Below are 17,640 nucleotides of genomic sequence, written 5' to 3'. Positions count from 1 at the left end.
AGCGTATGCGGCCTTTTCATCAGATTTGTATATTGTTGCTGGTATTGCTGGCCCTCGGGACGCATGCAACGGCTATGCCCGACAGTATACTGGTTAAAAAGGTCAATGCAATTCATGGCGATGTAACTTATAGTCCGGCAAAAAAGATAAGCCTGTTTAAAACTTTACAGGCAGAGCTGTTTAAGTCGCATTATCCTAAAAATGCAGCTTATGCATTGCTGGTGCACCGCCTGGGCGATGCCTGCGATAAGGCTGGTGACCCTGAAAAGGCTGTGTTTTACACCAGGGAAGCGGTGATGGTCAATTCCTCGGGAAAGGCGGGTACCGATCCTTCGTTCCTGGTCAACAGTTATTTTAACCTTGGGGTGTTCTACAAGCGTTTGCACCTGCTCAAAGAAGCCCATCATTATTTTACGCGCTGCATTGCCACAGGCAGCAGGTACCCCGATAAGTATTTCATCGTTTTCATGGCTTTTGAGCAGCAGGCCTATGCCTGGTACCAGACAGGGGATTACCAGGAGGCGGTGCAAACCGCAGATGAAGGGCTCAGGTTTGCGGCAATAACGGGCGATCAGAATGCCCGGGCCGCTTTACTGGCCCAGCGCGCTCAGGCGGCAGGAGAACTTTCACACTTTGGAAGTGCAGAGGCCGATGTGAATATGGCCATTGCCCTGCTTGAAAAATCGGCAAACGACCCGGTGCATCTGGCCACTTGCTATTCGGTATATGCAGCCATATTGAGCAAAAGCCACAAACCTGATCTGGCCATACGGTATTACCGGAAAGCTTTCACCCTGAACAAGGCCAATGGTAACCTGGAGCAAAGCGCAAGGGACCTGCAGGATATGGGTTGTGTGTATGCCGATGAACTGCGGCAGGGCAAACAGGCACTGGCTTGTTACGCCCAGGGAATTGAACTGGCCATTGCAGTTGGCGATGTATATCAGCTTTCTGCTTTGTACGCCAATATCGGTGTGGTACATGGCTATGCAAAAGACTATACTAAGGCTTTAAAATATTATCAGAGGGCACTGAACACCCTGCCCATAAACTTTAAAGATACCAGCTTGAAAGCCAATCCCGATGTTCAGCGGCTGAAACTGGTAGCCAACGACTATTTTATGGTCACCATCTTGTCCAACAAGGGCGCTGCACTGCTCGAAAGGTATAAACAATTGCAAAAAAAGGAAGACCTGCTGCTGTCGCTAAGTACCTTTGAACTGGCAGACCAGTCACTCGATTTCATGCGCTGGAAACAGAGCACCAGCGAAAGTAAATTGATCTGGCGACAAAATACCAGGGAAATGTATGCGCATTGCATGGAGGTTTGTTACCAGTTGAAAGCAGTTGACAAGGCCTATTACTTTCTGGAAAAAAGCCGGGCAGTACTGTTAAACGATCAGCTGAACCAGGCGGGAGCCGAAACTATGCTGCCGGAACAGGAGCGGAGTAAAGAAAAACAGTTGCGCATAAAGGCAGGTATGCTGAGCGATCAGTTCCTAACCGGTTCATCAAAGGGAGCGGCTTATGCCCGCGCAAAAGAAAAATGGCTTACTGCCCAGCAGCAATGGGAAAATTACATTACTTCCCTGGAACGAAAATATCCGGCCTATTACCGCTACAAATATGACCGTTCCGTATATCCATACGCCGGTGTCAGGCGCAAAATGGGTAAAGATAAAACTGCCTTTGTTTCCTATTTTCGGGGCCAAAAAACCATCTACGCCTTAATGGTCTCGGGGCAAAGGCAAAGGCTCCTGAAAATCAACTACCCTGATTATGAACAGCAGAGCAGGCGGTTGATGACCTTATGCGCTTCACCGGCACTGTTGAACCAGAACTTTACCGAATACCGGAAGCTCGCTTTCAGTTTGTATGCCAATTTGTTCAAGCCACTGGCAGTACCTACTGCCCGCGTTGTCGTTTCGCAGGATGGACATTTTATCCCCTTTGAAGCGCTTGTTTCTGATACCGGTACAGCAGCCCTGGCCTACCTGGCGGGAAAGCATGCCTTTAGTTATGTGCCCACTTTCAGGATATTGATGAAAAAACAACAGGAACTTGCTGCTTCAGGAGATTTTCTTGGAATTGCACCTTTAAATTATGCATCAGGATCGGGTCTTTCCGAACTGAGGGGATCTGATCTTTCCCTGCGCAAAATCGCCATGCAATTTAAGGATCCTCTCGTACTAACCGGTGCGGATGCCACTAAAGCCGCTTTTCTGAAAAATGCAGGTAAGTATGCCCTGATCCAGCTGTATGTGCATGCCGATGCAAGCAGTTATGATACCCTGGATGTTAACAGACAGCCGCCGCAGGAACCTGTTTTGTACCTGGCCGATGCCCCGGTCAGGCTTGCGGAAATACAAAAGCTTCAGTTTAACCGAACCCAGCTGGTGCTGCTATCGGCCTGTAATACGGGCATTGGCAGGCAGGCCAGGGGCGAAGGGGTGTTCAGTATGGCCAGGGCTTTTATGGAAGCTGGCGTTCCGGCAAGCATTACCAGTTTGTGGCAGGTAGACGATCAGGTCACTTATAAACTTACCGAATCTTTTTATGCGCACCTGCGCGAAGGGCTGTCCAAAGACGTAGCCCTGAATACCGCAAAGCTTGACCTGATAGGAGATGAGGACAGGATGCACACGCTGCCTTACTATTGGGCAGCTGCAATTCTGATGGGAGATGCAGCTCCATTGCCCACTGTGGAGGACAAAAACTTCTACTCCTGGATCGCAGGATCTCTGCTTATTGCCATTTCAATGCTGTTTTTCTGGTTTAAAAGAAAAAAATAAAAAAAAGTTTAAAATGTTGTTTCCCTTCCGGTAAAGACCACGACTAATGTGGTGTGTCTAGACAACATAAAAATTGAATTATTTAAACCTTAAAAAACAGAAAAAATGAAAAATCTATTCATCCCATTGTGTGCAGCTTTATTTGTTATGTTTGGAACTACCGTTAAAGCTCAGCAGGAAACTGCAAAAGGTCTGATCGTTAATACTTCTTCACAGGCCGAAGTTGACAAAATCCTGGAAAGCCTGAAAGGCCAGGATGCCTCTACCTATCGTTTTACGGTTACCAGCTCAAAAGGTGGACGTTTAAGCTCCAAAACCTATGGTACCGCGGCTATTGGCAGTATCGACAAAATCGGTGGATCTTCGCGGCCGGTTGGCGGTGGTGTGGTAGCCAACGACATTGTGATCCTGGTTAAAAACGTATTCTCGGGCAAGGAAATACAGGATGCTGTCATCTCCAAACTGAATACCAACCTGTCGAAACAAGCTGTTAAAACCGTACAGATCAACAGGACGATGAGAGTAGTGCGATAAAACGACCCTTACATCACCTATTGTGGGGCGGGCCGTATAGCCCGCCCCTTTTTAAAACCTAAAACTAAAAACCATGAAAAATCTACACCTGAAATTGTTTTTCGCCATTCACTTGCTGTTTGTTTTTGTAGGTTCAAACCTGTTTGAGTACAAAAGTAAAACCATAGACAGCATTGTACTGCCCTATGCATCCTATACCGGCGGTGGCTTTGGTTACAGTTTCTTTTCGCCTAATGTAGGCAACCAGACCGTAGTTAAAGTTTATACCTTAAAGTCTGATAAAACATTGAGGCAGGATGCGTTTGGTACCGGGACCAGTATGTTCGACAGCAGGTTCGGGGCCGCCATACATACCTTCCGGAACAGAAAAGCCTACGAACTGATGTCACGTATTGTGGCGAGTTATGTTTTTGCCAAATATCCCGGCTCTGCTATAGCCCATATCTCGGTTGGCGAATACCAGGTGCCTACAGTTACGGCCTACCGCTTAAACCGGTCGCCCGCCACCTACCGGGAAGTTTATACCGGTACCTATACCCAATAAATCTTTAAACTTTAGCATTATGAAATCTTTTCAGCTTAAACCCGGCTTCCAGCTGGCCATACTGCGCATGGGGGTTGCCATTGCAGTGCTTTTTAAAATTTTTGCAGAATTTAATGACCTGGACATGCTGTTCAGCCAGCAAGGCATTATTCAGGGGGTGCTTTCCAAGCCAATGGCCGTAAAATATGCACTGGCACTTCCGGTACTGACCGATTTTTTTCACATTCATAATGAGCACCTTTTCCTCAGCATCACTTACCTGGTTTTTGGCGTTGCGGCCTGCGCTTTGCTCGTTGGCTATCAATCCAGGATCAGTGCTTTTGTCTGTCTGGTTATCCATATGATGGTATTTAACGGATATAACCTGCTGGCCTTTGGCTTCGATGGTTTTTTGTTCTCGCTGCTGTTCTACACCTTTGTTTTTCCGGTAGGTAAGGTATATGCAGTGGATGAAATGATGGGCAGGACCGGACCGGTAGATACTGAAAACCTTAAACTTTACCTGCTGGTGTTGCAGCTGCACCTTTGTGTGGTATACCTTACAGCCGGGGTTTCCAAAAGCGGGCAGGACTGGATGGGGGGAACTGCCATCTGGAAAGCCATCAACCAGCCCCAGTTTTATACAGATTTTACACCGTTCTTCCGTAAACTGCTGAGTTTTCCGGGCATGTCGGCACTTTTAAGCTGGGGAACGCTTTTTGTGGAAGCATTTTTCCCGGTATTGATATTTATCCGGTTCATGCGCATCAACCAATTAACGCTGATTGCCGTGGTCATGATGCATTTGTTTATCGGTGCGGTAATGGGACTGCAGTTGTTCGCCTGGATCATGATCGTATTTGATCTGAGCGCTTTTGCCGGTGTGTTCCTGCAAAAGAGGGTAGCAGCGGCAGATGATTTGGAAAGTGATAAGATCAGTGATTATATGTATCTGACGGGAAAGCGGTAGTCTGATGGAGCAGTGCTGATAGTTTAGCCTTGTTCCTAAGTTGCTTTTATTAGGTACTCTAGCTGCAGCGTAGCTGAGCCGAACCTGCTTCGCATTTTCCTCGCCCCAAACCGAACCAACTCCGAAGAAACACCGAGGAGAAAGCGACGTAGATAAAGTGTTGTCTAGTCCTAGTATAGCTTTACATGAGTCCTAGATTTATTTGGCATCGTCCTGAATTGAACTTAACATATCCTGTTTAAGGGTTACATGCTATTTCCTTCCGAATATAGCAATGCATTTTGTTGTTTTTGTCTAAGTTCCCATCTTTCTTTGTTATAGTTTTTCCATTGTTTATTGAGTTCTCCCTGCTTTTGATGCGCTTGCACAGGAGTCAGGTAGTCACAACTGGCATGTGGTCTTAAGTTATTATAGGCATTTATGGTTCTGTTCAGTTGATTTTAAGTTGCTCAAAAGTTCCTGTACTGCGTTCCAGATCAAACTCAGTTTTCAGGATTCCATTTACCCGCTCAGCGATTGCATTTTCATAAGGATCACCATTTTTAGTCATGCTTATAGCTATGGTTTCACCATTAAGCTCATCTACGTATGCCTTGCTGCAATACTGGGATCCCCTGTCAGAATGATGCATTAAGGTCAGCTTTGGCGTTTTTCTTTTGGCTATTGCCATTCTTAAAGCCCGTAGGCATCCTTCGGCAGAGAGGTCATTCTGGAGATGATACCCCATGATCTGCCTGGAATAAGCATCAGTGATCAGGCTCAGGTAGACAAAGGAGTTGTTGAGCCTGAGATAAGTGATGTCGCTTACCCAAACCTGCTCAGGCCTGGTGATCTGTTCAAAAGCCATCAGGTTATCATATCTCCTCATCCAGTGGTTGGAATCGGTGGTAATCACGCGCCTGCGCCTTCTGGTGACCAGCAAGCCTGTCGCTGCAAGCAAATCAAACAGATAATCCCGGCCTGCCGATATACCATGCTGAGAAAGTATATCCTTTAGCATAAAATGAAGTTTTCTGGTGCCCACCCCGGGCAGTTCTGTACGGATAGTATACACTTCCTGCAAGACAATATCCCTGATCAGCACATCTTTTTCTATTCTGATACGACTCTCATACCAGGCATTCCTGCTTTTGCCAAACAGCGAACATAGCGTTTTAATGCTAATGCCCTGTTCTTCACTGATGAGCTGAGTCACTGCTTGGCACCAAACTTTTTTCTGATATCCACTTTGAACTGGTCACCGGCAATATCAATCATAATTTCTAATGCCCTGATTTTAACCCTGGCCATCTCCAGTTCTTTCAATATCTCAGCTCCCCCTGGCTGCTGATCTGTAACAGCTTTGGTTTCTACAGGTATAGCAGAGAGTTCCCTCTGAGCTTTTTTATATTCCCTGAGCCATAAAGTAATGGTGTCACGGCAATCAATCTGATATTTGAGTTGTGCTTCACCTATGGTTGATCGTCCAGAGATGATTTCCCGGATGATCTTGTTCTTCTCTGCCGGGCTACGCCTTTTTCTTTTACTTTCAAAGTAGTTGCTACTGGCATAATTGTCTATCCAGCGATGCACCGTGTTGACACTTAAATTATGGCGTTCACAGACCATCTTAATGGCATGACCTTCTCGTTCGATCTCGGCAACTATAGACTTCTTGAAGGATTCTAAATAATGTCTACCGTACTTTTCACCTTTTATTTCTTTTGACATCGTACATAAATTTAATGATAATATTTCTTCGTGACGATGTTAAGTTTATTCAGGACGGGTCATGTAGTACAAGAACAATAATAGATCAGCAATAGTACAATATAAGCGTAACATTGATAGGTCTTATGCTGATGTACCTTAAAAAGATCTTTTTTCCTGTATGGTTTATTTCTTTTAAAAGCTTAGACTTGTAAAGTTTTTAGGTAAATTTATACCGGGAGTTGAATGCCATGCCTGCTTACAGTAAACTTAACGATACTGAACTGATTGCTTTATTGAAAGAAGGCAACAGGCAGGCCTTTGCTGCCATTTTTGATAAATACAACAGCCTGCTTTTTGCCCATGTCTATAAAAAATTACGCGACAGGGAAGAAGCAAAGGATATTGTGCAGGAAGTTTTTGCAGCCTTATGGGCAAAACGTGATCAGCTGAACCCGCAGGCTAGCCTGGGAGGCTACCTGATGCTGGCCGTAAAACACAAAACACTCGACCTTATAGGCCATAAGAGTATTGAATCCAGGTATTTTGATTCGCTGGCAGCCTTTGCCAGCTATACCGAAGGTGCTACAGACCACCGTGTTCGTGAAAAACAATTGCAGGACATCATAAGCCGCGAGATTGCTGCGCTGCCCCCAAAAATGCAGGCAATCTTTTTAATGAGCCGCGTAGATCAGCTGAGCCATAAGGAAATTGCACAGCAACTGAATGTTTCAGAAGAAACCGTTACCACACAGATCAAACGGGCCTTAAAAGTGCTTAGGGTAAGGCTTGGACTGGTGCTTTACCTGGTCATGTTTTTTAAATAGTATTTTTTTTTATTTCTTGTCACCCCTGCGGTGCCTTTATTCTTTATGGTAGTAATGAACAAAGAAGAAGCAAAGGAACTGATCTTAAAATACAATGCCGGACAGTGTACACCTGAAGAGCAGCAATTGGTGGACAACTGGTACCAGCAATTTGCCGCAGATGAAGGTACTGGCTTGTCCGAAACGGATTTTGAAGTGCTGAAAAAAGAAATGTGGGCGGCAGTACCTGAAGAAACAGGCACTCAGAAAACTCACAAATTATGGCCGCGTATTGCAGCTGCGGCTTCAATCGTATTGCTGGCAGGAGCTGCGTTGTGGTTTAGTCGTCCCTATATTCCCGGTTTACGAAATGAGACCAGTATAGTGTATACACATGATATTGCACCCGGTAAAAACAGGGCAACCATTACTATGGAAGGCGGTAAAAGGATAGCACTTAGCGATGGCAAATCGGGAGTAGTTGTAGCTGCGGGGAAGTTAAGCTATGATGATGGTAGTCCTGTGGCGGGCATATCGGGGGGCAGTGCTATGGAAATGGCAAGTGTGGTAACCCCGAGAGGCGGTACTTATGAAGTGGTGTTGCCCGATGGCAGTAAAGTACAGCTTAATGCTTCATCTTCCTTAAAGTTTCCTTCTAGCTTTAAATCCCTTGCAGAACGCAGGGTTGAGTTAAGTGGAGAGGCTTATTTTGAAGTGACCAAAAATAAGAAGCAGCCTTTTATTGTAAAATCCAGAAATCAAGAGGTACGGGTGTTGGGGACGCATTTTAACATCAACGCTTATACTGATGAAGCAAATACCAGAACAACCTTGCTTGAAGGTTCAATTCTGATCAATCAAAAAATATTAAAGCCTAACCAGCAGGCCGTGCAGGCGGATGGAAATATCAGTGTCAGGGAAGTAAATGCCAATGATGCAATAGATTGGAAGAACGGTGAATTCATATGTCGGGAAGAACCGCTGGAAAGCTTAATGAAAAAGATTTCCCGCTGGTACGATGTAGAAGTAGTATACAGTAACCCAGAGCTTAAAGAAAGAACTTTTAGCGGTTCACTGTCGCGCTATGACCATGTAATGGATGTGCTGAAGGCCATGGAATTTACAGGGACCATGAAATTTAAACTGGAAAACCGGACGGTCCGGGTATTATAAATCAACTGTTAACTAAACTGAAATTCAATGAGCAGAACTTTACCCTAGAACCCTACATGGCGATCAAAAAGAAACCGGAAAGTGGTGGAACACAATCCGGCAGAAGTTTGAGCCAACCTTTCCCAGCGGGCGGAACCGCAATGGGATAAATCAATAGAACAACTATTACTATCAACTCAAACCATTACAAAAGTATGAATAAAAATGCTTTTTATTCAGGTATGCTGCATTTTAAGCTGCCTGCAAAATTATTGTTAATCATGAGGCTGACCACTTTCATATTAATACTGTCACTAACCCAGGTCAGCGCTGCAAGCTTTGCCCAGCGGCTGAATTATGTAAAAAAGAACGCAAGTTTAAAAGAGATCTTTGCGGAAGTAAAGAAACAAACCGGATACCATGTTTTCTATGCCGATCAGGGCATAGATGTTAACCGCAAGGTAAATGTGGATTTCAGGAATACCGATCTGAGAACCGCGTTGAACCAGGTCGTAGCGGATCAAAACCTGGAATATGTGATCGATGCCAGGAACATCATCCTCAAGGCCAAAACGCTTTCCGTGTTTGAGCGGATCATCAATGTATTTAAAACCCTTGATGTGACAGGCCGTGTAGTAGATGAAGAAGGAAAACCGCTGGCGGGGGCCAGTATTTTTATCAGCACAGAAGAAAATGTGCTTCAGATTGCCAGATTGGGCGATAAGGGCATTGCACTTAAAATGAAAAATGTAGGGGCAATTACCAATGCAAATGGTGAGTTTACCTTAAGAAATGTAGACGAACGGGCGTTTATCATTGTCACTTTTCTTGGTTATAAGCCACAACAGCTTAAGGCCGCAAAAGACCTGGGAAATATATCTATGCAATTAGATGCCGGAAAGCTGGTGGAGGTTAACATCATGGTAAATACCGGTTATCAGACTTTGTCGAGAGAAAGAAGCGCCGGATCTTACGCCAAGCCCGATATGAAAATTCTGGAAGCCCGTTCGGGAACCACAAATGTGCTCCAGCGCCTGGATGGTCTCATTCCGGGCCTGGTGATCAATAACTCTTCGAGCCCGACCGGAAACGGCGGAGTAGGGAAAAGTTCAAGCGGTAATTCCGTTATGATCAGGGGTTTGAATACCTTGAATGCAAACCGTGATCCGCTGATTGTTTTAAATGGGGTTCCCGTTGATGATGTATCAAAAATCAACCCCAATGATGTGGAAGATGTAACCATTCTTAAGGATGCTACCTCAGCTTCTATCTGGGGTGCCAAAGCCGCCAATGGCGTAATTGTGATCCTAACAAAGAAAGGTAAAACCAGGGATGCCCTCAGCGTCAATTATGATGGTTTTGTAAACCTTCAGGGGAAACCGGATATCGGGAACCTGAATATGTTGAACAGCAGCCAGTTTATTGAAGCCGCAAAGGCAGTTTTTGATCCGAATTTAAATGCTTACGCTACCATATCAAAACCTGCAGGTGGTGGCAAGGCCCCGGTTATGCCACATGAGACCATTCTTTACAACCTTGAAAAATTGCCACAGGAGCAGGTTGATGCCAAACTTGCCCAACTGGCCTCTCAGGATGGTGTGGCACAGATGAAAGAACTGTTTTACAGGAATGCAGTACTGATGAACCATTCCATTTCCCTGACCGGGGGCGGCAATAAATACAGCTTTTATGGATCTGGCTCTTATACCAACACGCAGAACAGCAAGCCGGGCGACAAAAACAGGAATTACGGTCTTAACCTGCACCAGGATTTTCAGCTGAATAAGCGAATCAAATTTTACCTGATTACTGACCTCGTCAACAATGACCTGGGCTCTCTCAATTTTACACAACCAACCTCAGCGTTTCTGCCCTATGCGCTGTTCAGGAATCCGGATGGTAGCAATGCCGATTTGTCCTGGTTATACCGCGACAATATTGCCAGAACGGGCTATGAAAGTAAAAGTCGTGTAAGCCTCGCTTATAGCCCGCTGGATGAAATGAACAGGGGACGAACCAGCAGCAATATATTTACCGCAAGGGCAAATGGCGGTGCCAGTGTGAACCTGGTAAAGGGGCTGAGGTATGAAGGGGTTTTTAGTATCAGTAAAGCACAAACCAAAATCATAAATGACCTGGATCAGAACAATTATGATGTTCGTGCAGAACTGGCTGCTTTTACGCCCTTGAACGGATCAAAACCTTATCTGCCGGAAACAGGGGGACGCCATACCACTACAAATTCATTGCAGAAGAACTGGACCGTGAGGAACCAGCTGATCTTTGACCAGGCCTGGAAAAACGGCGAACACCAACTGGTTTTACTGGCAGGTCAGGAAGCACAGGAGCAGTTTTACAATTTAAGCGGTTCAGTGGTGAGAGGTTATAACAGCCAGCTGTTAAGCAATGCGATCATTGACTACAATTTGTTGTCGTTGGGGGTGGGCAATGTTGTAATGCCTACCAGTTCCAGTGGTACCAGTCAGTTAACTCCTGATTTTTACAATGAAACAGAATCCATGGTCAGGATTTCATCCTACTATGCCAATGGCGGTTATACCTTCAACAACAAGTATACCCTGAATGCGGCTACGCGTATAGACCAATCCAATTTGTTTGGTAAAGACAAATCGGCCCAGAATAAACCTTTATGGAGCTTTGGGCTGGCCTGGCAACTGGGGCGTGAAACATTTATGCAAAAAATTACCTGGGTAGATAAACTGATCCTTCGGAGCAGCTACGGACTTACAGGTAATTCTCCAAACCCCGGTAGTGCCGCTTCCAAGGATATCCTGGCAAAACTGTTTAGCGGATATGCAATTCTGTATCCGGAAGGAAATGGACTGGAAATGTCTACACCAGCCAATAAAAAGCTGACCTGGGAAACTACACGTAATTTAAATGTCGGGATAGACTTTTCCCTCCTGAAGAACAGGCTTGGCGGATCGCTTGACTTTTACAGTAAAAAAACTGAAAACCTTATTGGCGAGATGCCGGTCAATATTCTCACAGGTTATGCTACCATTACGGGTAATGCGGGTAATATGACCAATAAAGGGATAGACTTGAACCTGAATTCGGTGAACATCAGCACCCGGGATTTCAGGTGGAGCACTTTGCTTAATTTAGGCTTTAATAAAAATGAAATTACTTATGTGAACCGGGCCACACCTATTATCCGTGGTGATCAGCTGATCTCCAATCCTTATGTGCAGGGCTATCCTGCTTTCGCAGTATTTGCCTACAATTATGCGGGCCTGGACAGCAAAGGCGATCCGCAGATCAGACTTAAGGACGGCACGGTTACCAAGGCAAGATCTGTTGCGACTGTGGATGACATGAAATACATGGGGACATTTCAACCTAAACTGAGTGGTGGCCTCAGCAATACTTTTGCTTACGGGGATTTTACTTTAAGCCTGAATGCTGTTTATAACCTGGGGTATGTGATGCGCAGGGATGTAAACTCGCTGTTTGGCGGGCGTGGCTTGATTGCCAACAGCGGTTTTAACGCCATGTATACCGGTAACATCAATGCAGAGTTTGCAAACAGATGGAAAAAGCCAGGTGATGAGGCCTTTACCAATGTTCCGGCCTATACCACCGCTCCGGTAACCGCGGCACGTGGCAGCATGACCTATTATACCAATGCAGACCAGAATGTACTGGATGCCTCTTACATTAAATTGAGAGATATTACCCTTGCCTACAGCCTGCCAAAAGGCATTTTGTCCAGATTGCGTGCCGATGCAGTAACCTTCCGGGTCCAGCTTTCGAATGTGATGCTGTGGAAAGCAAATTCACATGGCATTGATCCTGAATTTATGGACGCCTATGGCGGATGGGATGGCTCTGCAAATATTGTTGGTATTTACAGTGGTGGTTATCGCAAGGTGCCGGTTAACCAGCATACCATTACGTTTGGTGCCCATGTTACCTTTTAATTTTAAATAACGATGATGAAGATTCATATTAAAATATACCTGCTGATGGCTATGGTTGTGGTAGCAGGCTTTAGCGCTTGTAAAAAAAGCTTTTTGGAGGTAGAACCCAAGGGAAAAGTAATTGCAAAAGCAACAAACGACTATAACCTGCTTTTAAACAATTCATCCTATTATACCAACGGTCAATTTAATCATGTGGTTATGGGCGATGAGATCGTTTCCGTTGACCCTTACTATTCTGCAATAGGTTCTATCCCTGCCAAACTTTCTTTTCAGTATGCCGACGATATTTATCTGCCTACAGAAACCCCTGTTGAAGCTGCGGCCATGCTGAAGTTATTGTACACTTACAATAAGATCATCAATGAAGTGATGGATTCTGAAGGTGGCAGCGAACAACAGAAACTGGCGATCAGGGCCGAGGCATTAACGAACAGGGCCTGGATCTACCTGTTTCTGATTAATTACTATGGCAAGCCCTACGCGGCAGCGACAGCTGCAAACGACCCGGGCTTTTTTATCATTACCACTTCGGATGTGAATGTCAATAAATTTGAGCGTTCATCGGTACAGGCTGTGTATGATTTTATTCTTGACGACTTGAAAACGGCCATCCCGAATTTGCAACTTTCGTTAGGAAGCAGGATGCGGGCATCTAAATCGGCTGCCGAGGCCCTGTTGGGGAAAACCTATTGGTTTATGGGCAAATACCCGGAGGCGCTGGCGCAATTCAACAATGTGTTTACCGATATGCCAACCAATTTCCTTATGGCTTTATTTGATTACAAGGTAAACCTGGCGCCGGGTGCAGCGTGGGGCTATAACCCGGTAAGCAGTCCGGATGGATACATTACCGGTCCGGCCAATGAATCGCAAAACCAGGAGGTTCTTTTTTACAAATCCATGCTTAGTGGTTATGCTTCTTTTCAAAATGATTTCATGCTGTCGGCAGCAACCATGGAGCTGTTTAAAACAGCAGGCAATTCGGACGAAAGACTGAAGCTCTATAGCGACAAACAGAATGGTGGCGGTTTGATTGCGACACCCGGGGTGCGAAGAAAAGCCGGATTTCCTTATATCCAGATTGGAATTACCTTGCCAGACCTTTACCTGATGCGTGCCGAATGCCGGGCCAGGGCAAATGATGTTGCAGGTGCTAAAGCTGATCTGGAAACCCTGCGTAAGAGCAGGATGTCTGCCTCGGATGCTACGGTGAACATTGCAGATCCACTAGCCATGCTAAAGTTTGTGCTGGATGAACGTATTCGCGAATTTGCCCTGCAAGGTCATCGCTGGTTTGACATGAGACGTTTATCTACCGACCCGCTTTTTTCCAATAAAACCTATACACATCAGGTGTTGTCAAAAACCGGGGATGTCATTGCCAGTTTTCCTTTGAAAACAGAAAGGCTGACCTTCCGTATACCGGGGAAAATTATGGACCAGAACCCGGGTACAGTAAATAACCCCTGATCAATCAATCTTGTTTTAATCTATAATATAAAAACAATGTTAAAAACATTAATTACTGCAGTATTGGGCCTGGCGGCCCTTGCTGCAAACGCACAAAATGGCTTTACCCTGAATGGAAAGCTCAGTGGCAACCATGAAGGGCAAAAAGTAATGCTGACTTACCGGGCTGACGATAAAGCAGTCAAAGATTCGGCTATAGTAAAGAACGGCGGCTTTCTGTTAAAAGGAAAGGTGGCAGACGCGGTAAAAGCACAGCTTACTTTAAAAGAGCTGGGGGAGGATAAAAGCCCGATGACCATGGAAAAAATGCTGGCACAGGACGCACAGGAATTTTTCCTGGAAAACAAAGATATCACTGTGACAGGCAGCACTATCAGGACTGCACTGATTAAGGGGGGAGCAGCCCAAGCTGACTATTTGTTGCTGAACTCCCAGCTGAAGCCTTTGCAGGACAAGATGAAGCCGCTGAGTGCAAAAATGCAGCAATATTCCAAGGAAAAAAATGACAAGGCAAAGGATGAACTGTTCCCGCAATTAAGGGCTATCCGTGTAGAGATGAATAAAGTAGAAGATGCCTTTATACAGCAACATCAGGATTCTTATGTTACACTTGATCTGCTGAATGGCAGGAGTGGGGTAATAGATGTGGAAAAGATAGGACCGGCATACAATGCCCTGAGCCCGCGCATGAAAGCCTCTTCACAAGGTAAAAAACTTGGGGAGCGTTTAAAGGTGGCCACGAAGACAGATATAGGCAAGCCTGCGCTCAATTTTGTACAGAACAATACCGAAGGAAAACCTGTATCGCTGGCTTCATTAAAGGGCAAATATGTACTGCTCGATTTCTGGGCCAGCTGGTGCGGGCCATGCAGGGCTGAAAATCCGAACGTGGTAAAGGCCTATAAAAAATTTAAAGACAAGAATTTTGAGATTATTGCGGTTTCACTTGACGATAAAAAAGAGGCCTGGATAAAAGCTATTGAAACCGATGGATTACCATGGATCCATGTGAGCGATCTGCAGGGCTGGAAAAATGCAGTGGCCGGTATGTATGATGTCAAAGCGGTGCCTCAAAATTTCCTGATTGGCCCTGATGGCGTTATCCTGGCCAAGAACCTGCGTGGGGAGGAGCTGGATAAACGTTTAAGTGAACTGATCAAAAATTAATAAACCCTTATTTATACAATATGAAAAGATACCTCTTAACAGTGTGCTGTATCATGGGCATGCTCCGCTGTATGGCCCAGGAAGGCTATACGCTAAAAGTTAAAGTAAATAATTTTAAAAATTATACGCCTTATATCGCCTACGCGGCAAATGGCAAATATGTGATTGATACTGCTTACATCAGAGAAAACGGCTGGATGGTATTTAAAGGAAAGGTAAGTGAGCCGGTAGTTGCCAGCTTTGGTTTGCGCCGCAACCCGGCAACGGTTATCATCAACGGGAGGGGAATGATTCCGGGCCCCGCGCTGCAGTTCTTTCTGACCAATGAAAGGATACAGGCCGAGGGCGATGCTGATGAAATCTACATGGCTAAAATAACCGGTGGCACAGCCAATGCAGAATGGGCCAGTGTTAAGCCTAAATTAAATGGACTGACCCGCCAAAACTGGACCACTTTGAAAAGCGCCTATGATAATTTCAAACCCGGTGATGACTCTGTTGCATTTAAAAAAGCCTATAAATTACGTGCAGAGAATTCAGCAAAAGAAGAACAGCTGAAGCTGGATTTTATGAAAAAGAACCCGGGATCGCTGGTGAGTATGTACTTTTTGTCGGGTATGCAAAACTCCCTGAGTTTCGAAGAACTGAAAACCACCTATGCTAAATTGGGCAGTGCCCATAAAAACAGTTCATTTGCCAAAGCCATTGCAGGTAAAATAGCCAATATGGAGGCCACAGCAATAGGCAAACAGGCAGTACCCATTCAAAAGAAAGACATCAACGGACAGCCTGTAAACCTGGAAACGCTGAAGGGAAAATATGTGCTGATCGATTTTTGGGGCAGCTGGTGCGGGCCTTGCCGCGCATCGCACCCACACCTTAAAGCGCTATATGCCAAATACAAAGCCGATGGTTTTGAAATCCTGGGCATTGCACAGGAACAGGGACAAACACTGGAATCCAGTCGTAAAGCCTGGATAAAAGCCATCGAAGAGGATAAGATAGACTGGATACAGGTACTGAACAATGAAGGGCTGGAACAGTTTGATGCTGTTAAATCTTATGGGGTCACTGCCTTTCCAACCAAAATATTATTGGATAAAGAAGGGAAGATCATCGCCCGAAATGTAGGCGACGGTAGCGAAATTGATGCAAAATTAAAAGAAATTTTTGGTAAATAACCTAACAATATACTGATGAAAAAATATATTTTATTGGCTTGCCTGGCCTTTTTAACAGGCAATTTGTTGGCCCAGGGAATTGAATTTGACCATGGCAGCTGGAAAGAAGTACTGACCAAAGCCAAACAGGAAGATAAACTGGTGTTTATAGACGTTTACACCAGCTGGTGCGGGCCCTGTAAAAAGATGGCAGCCGAGGTTTTTCCTTTGAAGGAAGTAGGCGATGTATTTAACCCGAACTTTGTAAATTATAAAATTGATGCAGAGAAAGGCGAAGGTATAGAAATTGCCAAAAAATTTGGGGTGAAATCCTATCCCACCTACCTGTTTGTAAATGGGGATGGCGAACTGGTTTACCGATCGGGCGGCTATAACCTGCCTAAGATATTTCTGAATGAGGCGGCCATTGCCATTAAGGAAAAACATGATCCAAAGCCTTTGGCCAAATGGGAGGATGAGTATACAGCTGGAAAAAGGGATAAGGATTTTCTGAAGGGTTACATCGGCAAACGTGCAGTGGTAAAGGCGCCCAATGGCCCATTACTGGAAGAAGTATTTCCGTTATTGACCGAAAATGATCTGTCGGACAAGGATTTTATGAGCAGTGTATTTGCTTTTGATCCGAACATGACCTTTGTACCTGGCGGAAAATTCTATAACTATGTAGTGGCAAATCATGCCAGGCTTGATCAGCTGATTGGAAAACGGGAAGGTTATGTGCTGAGTTTATTGGACGCTGGTACTTATCAGTATTTCCGGACGGACATTATCAAAAATAACAAAGAACAAATGCTGCCGGTAATGCTGGCTGCTAAAAAGCAATTGATGGAATTGTTGAAAAGGGAAGAGACCGATGTAGCTGTAAAAGGGTTGGTTATGGAGTACTACAAGGGTACAAAGAATGTGAAAAAGTTGGTGCCTGCTGCCCTGGATTACGTAAACAATGGTTTACTGAAGCTGGACATACAGGCAAAGATAGCTGCGGATAAAGCTGCCTACCAGAAAATGCGTGAGCCATATTTAAACGGTAAACAGGATTCGACCAAGGTAGAGAACTGGGCATCCATGCAAAGGGTCTCCGCCAATCAGAAAATGGTAGATTTCTCTTATAAGCTTCGTTCGGCTGCCGAGGCTATTTATAAACTGGTAGACGATCCTAAAATTCTGGGCCAGGCCATAGCATGGGCAAAAATGGCAGAAAGCTATTTCCCGCATTTTTCTACGGAAGCGGTGTATGCTGGTTTACTAATGAAGACTGGAAAAAAAGCAGAAGCTGCAGAGATGATGCTGAAAGCCAGTAAGGATAGTTTTATACAGGGTAATGACAAACAAAAACTGTTGCTAGCCAATGTAGAGAAGCTGAAAAAAGGCGAAGCTCCGGAAGAGCTTTGGTAAGTTTTAAAAATACA

General features: G+C 45.0%; 13 protein-coding genes. 11 read left to right on the top strand and 2 right to left on the bottom strand.

All coding sequences use genetic code 11. The features are described 5' to 3' along the window. The first annotated feature begins 5 nt into the window (after nt 1–5). The 4 genes from ABIE26_RS09890 to ABIE26_RS09875 all read left to right on the top strand — a co-directional run bounded on the left by ABIE26_RS09890 (nt 6) and on the right by ABIE26_RS09875 (nt 4,819). Complete coding sequence (locus tag ABIE26_RS09890) at nt 6–2,792, top strand: CHAT domain-containing protein (RefSeq protein ID WP_310137248.1); 2,787 nt, start codon at nt 6–8, stop codon at nt 2,790–2,792. Between the two features lie 105 nt (nt 2,793–2,897). Beyond that, nucleotides 2,898–3,326: a hypothetical protein gene (locus tag ABIE26_RS09885; RefSeq protein ID WP_310137250.1), complete on the top strand. Its 429-nt coding sequence runs from the start codon at nt 2,898–2,900 to the stop codon at nt 3,324–3,326. A gap of 73 nt (nt 3,327–3,399) precedes the next feature. Then, complete coding sequence (locus ABIE26_RS09880; RefSeq protein WP_310137252.1) at nt 3,400–3,870, top strand: hypothetical protein; 471 nt, start codon at nt 3,400–3,402, stop codon at nt 3,868–3,870. A gap of 19 nt (nt 3,871–3,889) precedes the next feature. Then, nucleotides 3,890–4,819 (top strand): HTTM domain-containing protein, encoded by a 930-nt coding sequence (locus ABIE26_RS09875; protein WP_310137255.1) that lies wholly within the window; start codon nt 3,890–3,892, stop codon nt 4,817–4,819. Nucleotides 4,820–5,249: 430 nt separating this feature from the next. Here ABIE26_RS09875 and ABIE26_RS09870 read toward each other — a convergent pair whose 3' ends face one another. Further along, complete coding sequence (locus ABIE26_RS09870; RefSeq protein ID WP_310137258.1) at nt 5,250–6,014, bottom strand: IS3 family transposase; 765 nt, start codon at nt 6,012–6,014, stop codon at nt 5,250–5,252. Continuing rightward, nucleotides 6,011–6,529 (bottom strand): transposase, encoded by a 519-nt coding sequence (locus ABIE26_RS09865; protein ID WP_310137262.1) that lies wholly within the window; start codon nt 6,527–6,529, stop codon nt 6,011–6,013. Before ABIE26_RS09865 ends, ABIE26_RS09870 begins: the two co-directional genes overlap by 4 nt. Before the next feature lie 230 nt (nt 6,530–6,759). Between ABIE26_RS09865 and ABIE26_RS09860 the strand changes: the two genes are divergently transcribed. The 7 genes from ABIE26_RS09860 to ABIE26_RS09830 all read left to right on the top strand — a co-directional run bounded on the left by ABIE26_RS09860 (nt 6,760) and on the right by ABIE26_RS09830 (nt 17,626). After that, nucleotides 6,760–7,335, top strand: coding sequence for an RNA polymerase sigma factor (locus ABIE26_RS09860; protein WP_310137264.1), 576 nt, complete (start codon nt 6,760–6,762; stop codon nt 7,333–7,335). A 54-nt stretch (nt 7,336–7,389) separates the two neighbouring features. Further along, nucleotides 7,390–8,487, top strand: coding sequence for a FecR family protein (locus ABIE26_RS09855; protein ID WP_310137265.1), 1,098 nt, complete (start codon nt 7,390–7,392; stop codon nt 8,485–8,487). Nucleotides 8,488–8,681: 194 nt separating this feature from the next. Beyond that, on the top strand, nt 8,682–12,410 hold the full coding sequence (locus ABIE26_RS09850) for a SusC/RagA family TonB-linked outer membrane protein (protein ID WP_310137267.1): 3,729 nt from the start codon (nt 8,682–8,684) through the stop codon (nt 12,408–12,410). A 12-nt stretch (nt 12,411–12,422) separates the two neighbouring features. Then, a complete protein-coding gene (locus ABIE26_RS09845) occupies nt 12,423–13,883 on the top strand; it encodes a RagB/SusD family nutrient uptake outer membrane protein (RefSeq protein WP_310137269.1) in 1,461 nt (486 codons plus the stop codon). 36 nt (nt 13,884–13,919) lie between these two features. Beyond that, the gene (locus tag ABIE26_RS09840; RefSeq protein ID WP_310137272.1) at nt 13,920–15,050 is read left to right on the top strand and encodes a TlpA disulfide reductase family protein; all 1,131 of its coding nucleotides are present in this window, start codon (nt 13,920–13,922) and stop codon (nt 15,048–15,050) included. A 20-nt stretch (nt 15,051–15,070) separates the two neighbouring features. Next, nucleotides 15,071–16,231: a TlpA disulfide reductase family protein gene (locus tag ABIE26_RS09835; protein WP_310137275.1), complete on the top strand. Its 1,161-nt coding sequence runs from the start codon at nt 15,071–15,073 to the stop codon at nt 16,229–16,231. A gap of 15 nt (nt 16,232–16,246) precedes the next feature. Further along, the gene (locus ABIE26_RS09830; RefSeq protein ID WP_310137278.1) at nt 16,247–17,626 is read left to right on the top strand and encodes a thioredoxin family protein; all 1,380 of its coding nucleotides are present in this window, start codon (nt 16,247–16,249) and stop codon (nt 17,624–17,626) included. Nucleotides 17,627–17,640 lie beyond the last annotated feature (14 nt).

It is taken from the genome of Pedobacter africanus (assembly GCF_040548825.1).
Classification (GTDB): Bacteria; Bacteroidota; Bacteroidia; order Sphingobacteriales; family Sphingobacteriaceae; genus Pedobacter; species Pedobacter africanus_A.
This window is presented reverse-complemented; position numbering and strand designations above follow the sequence as displayed.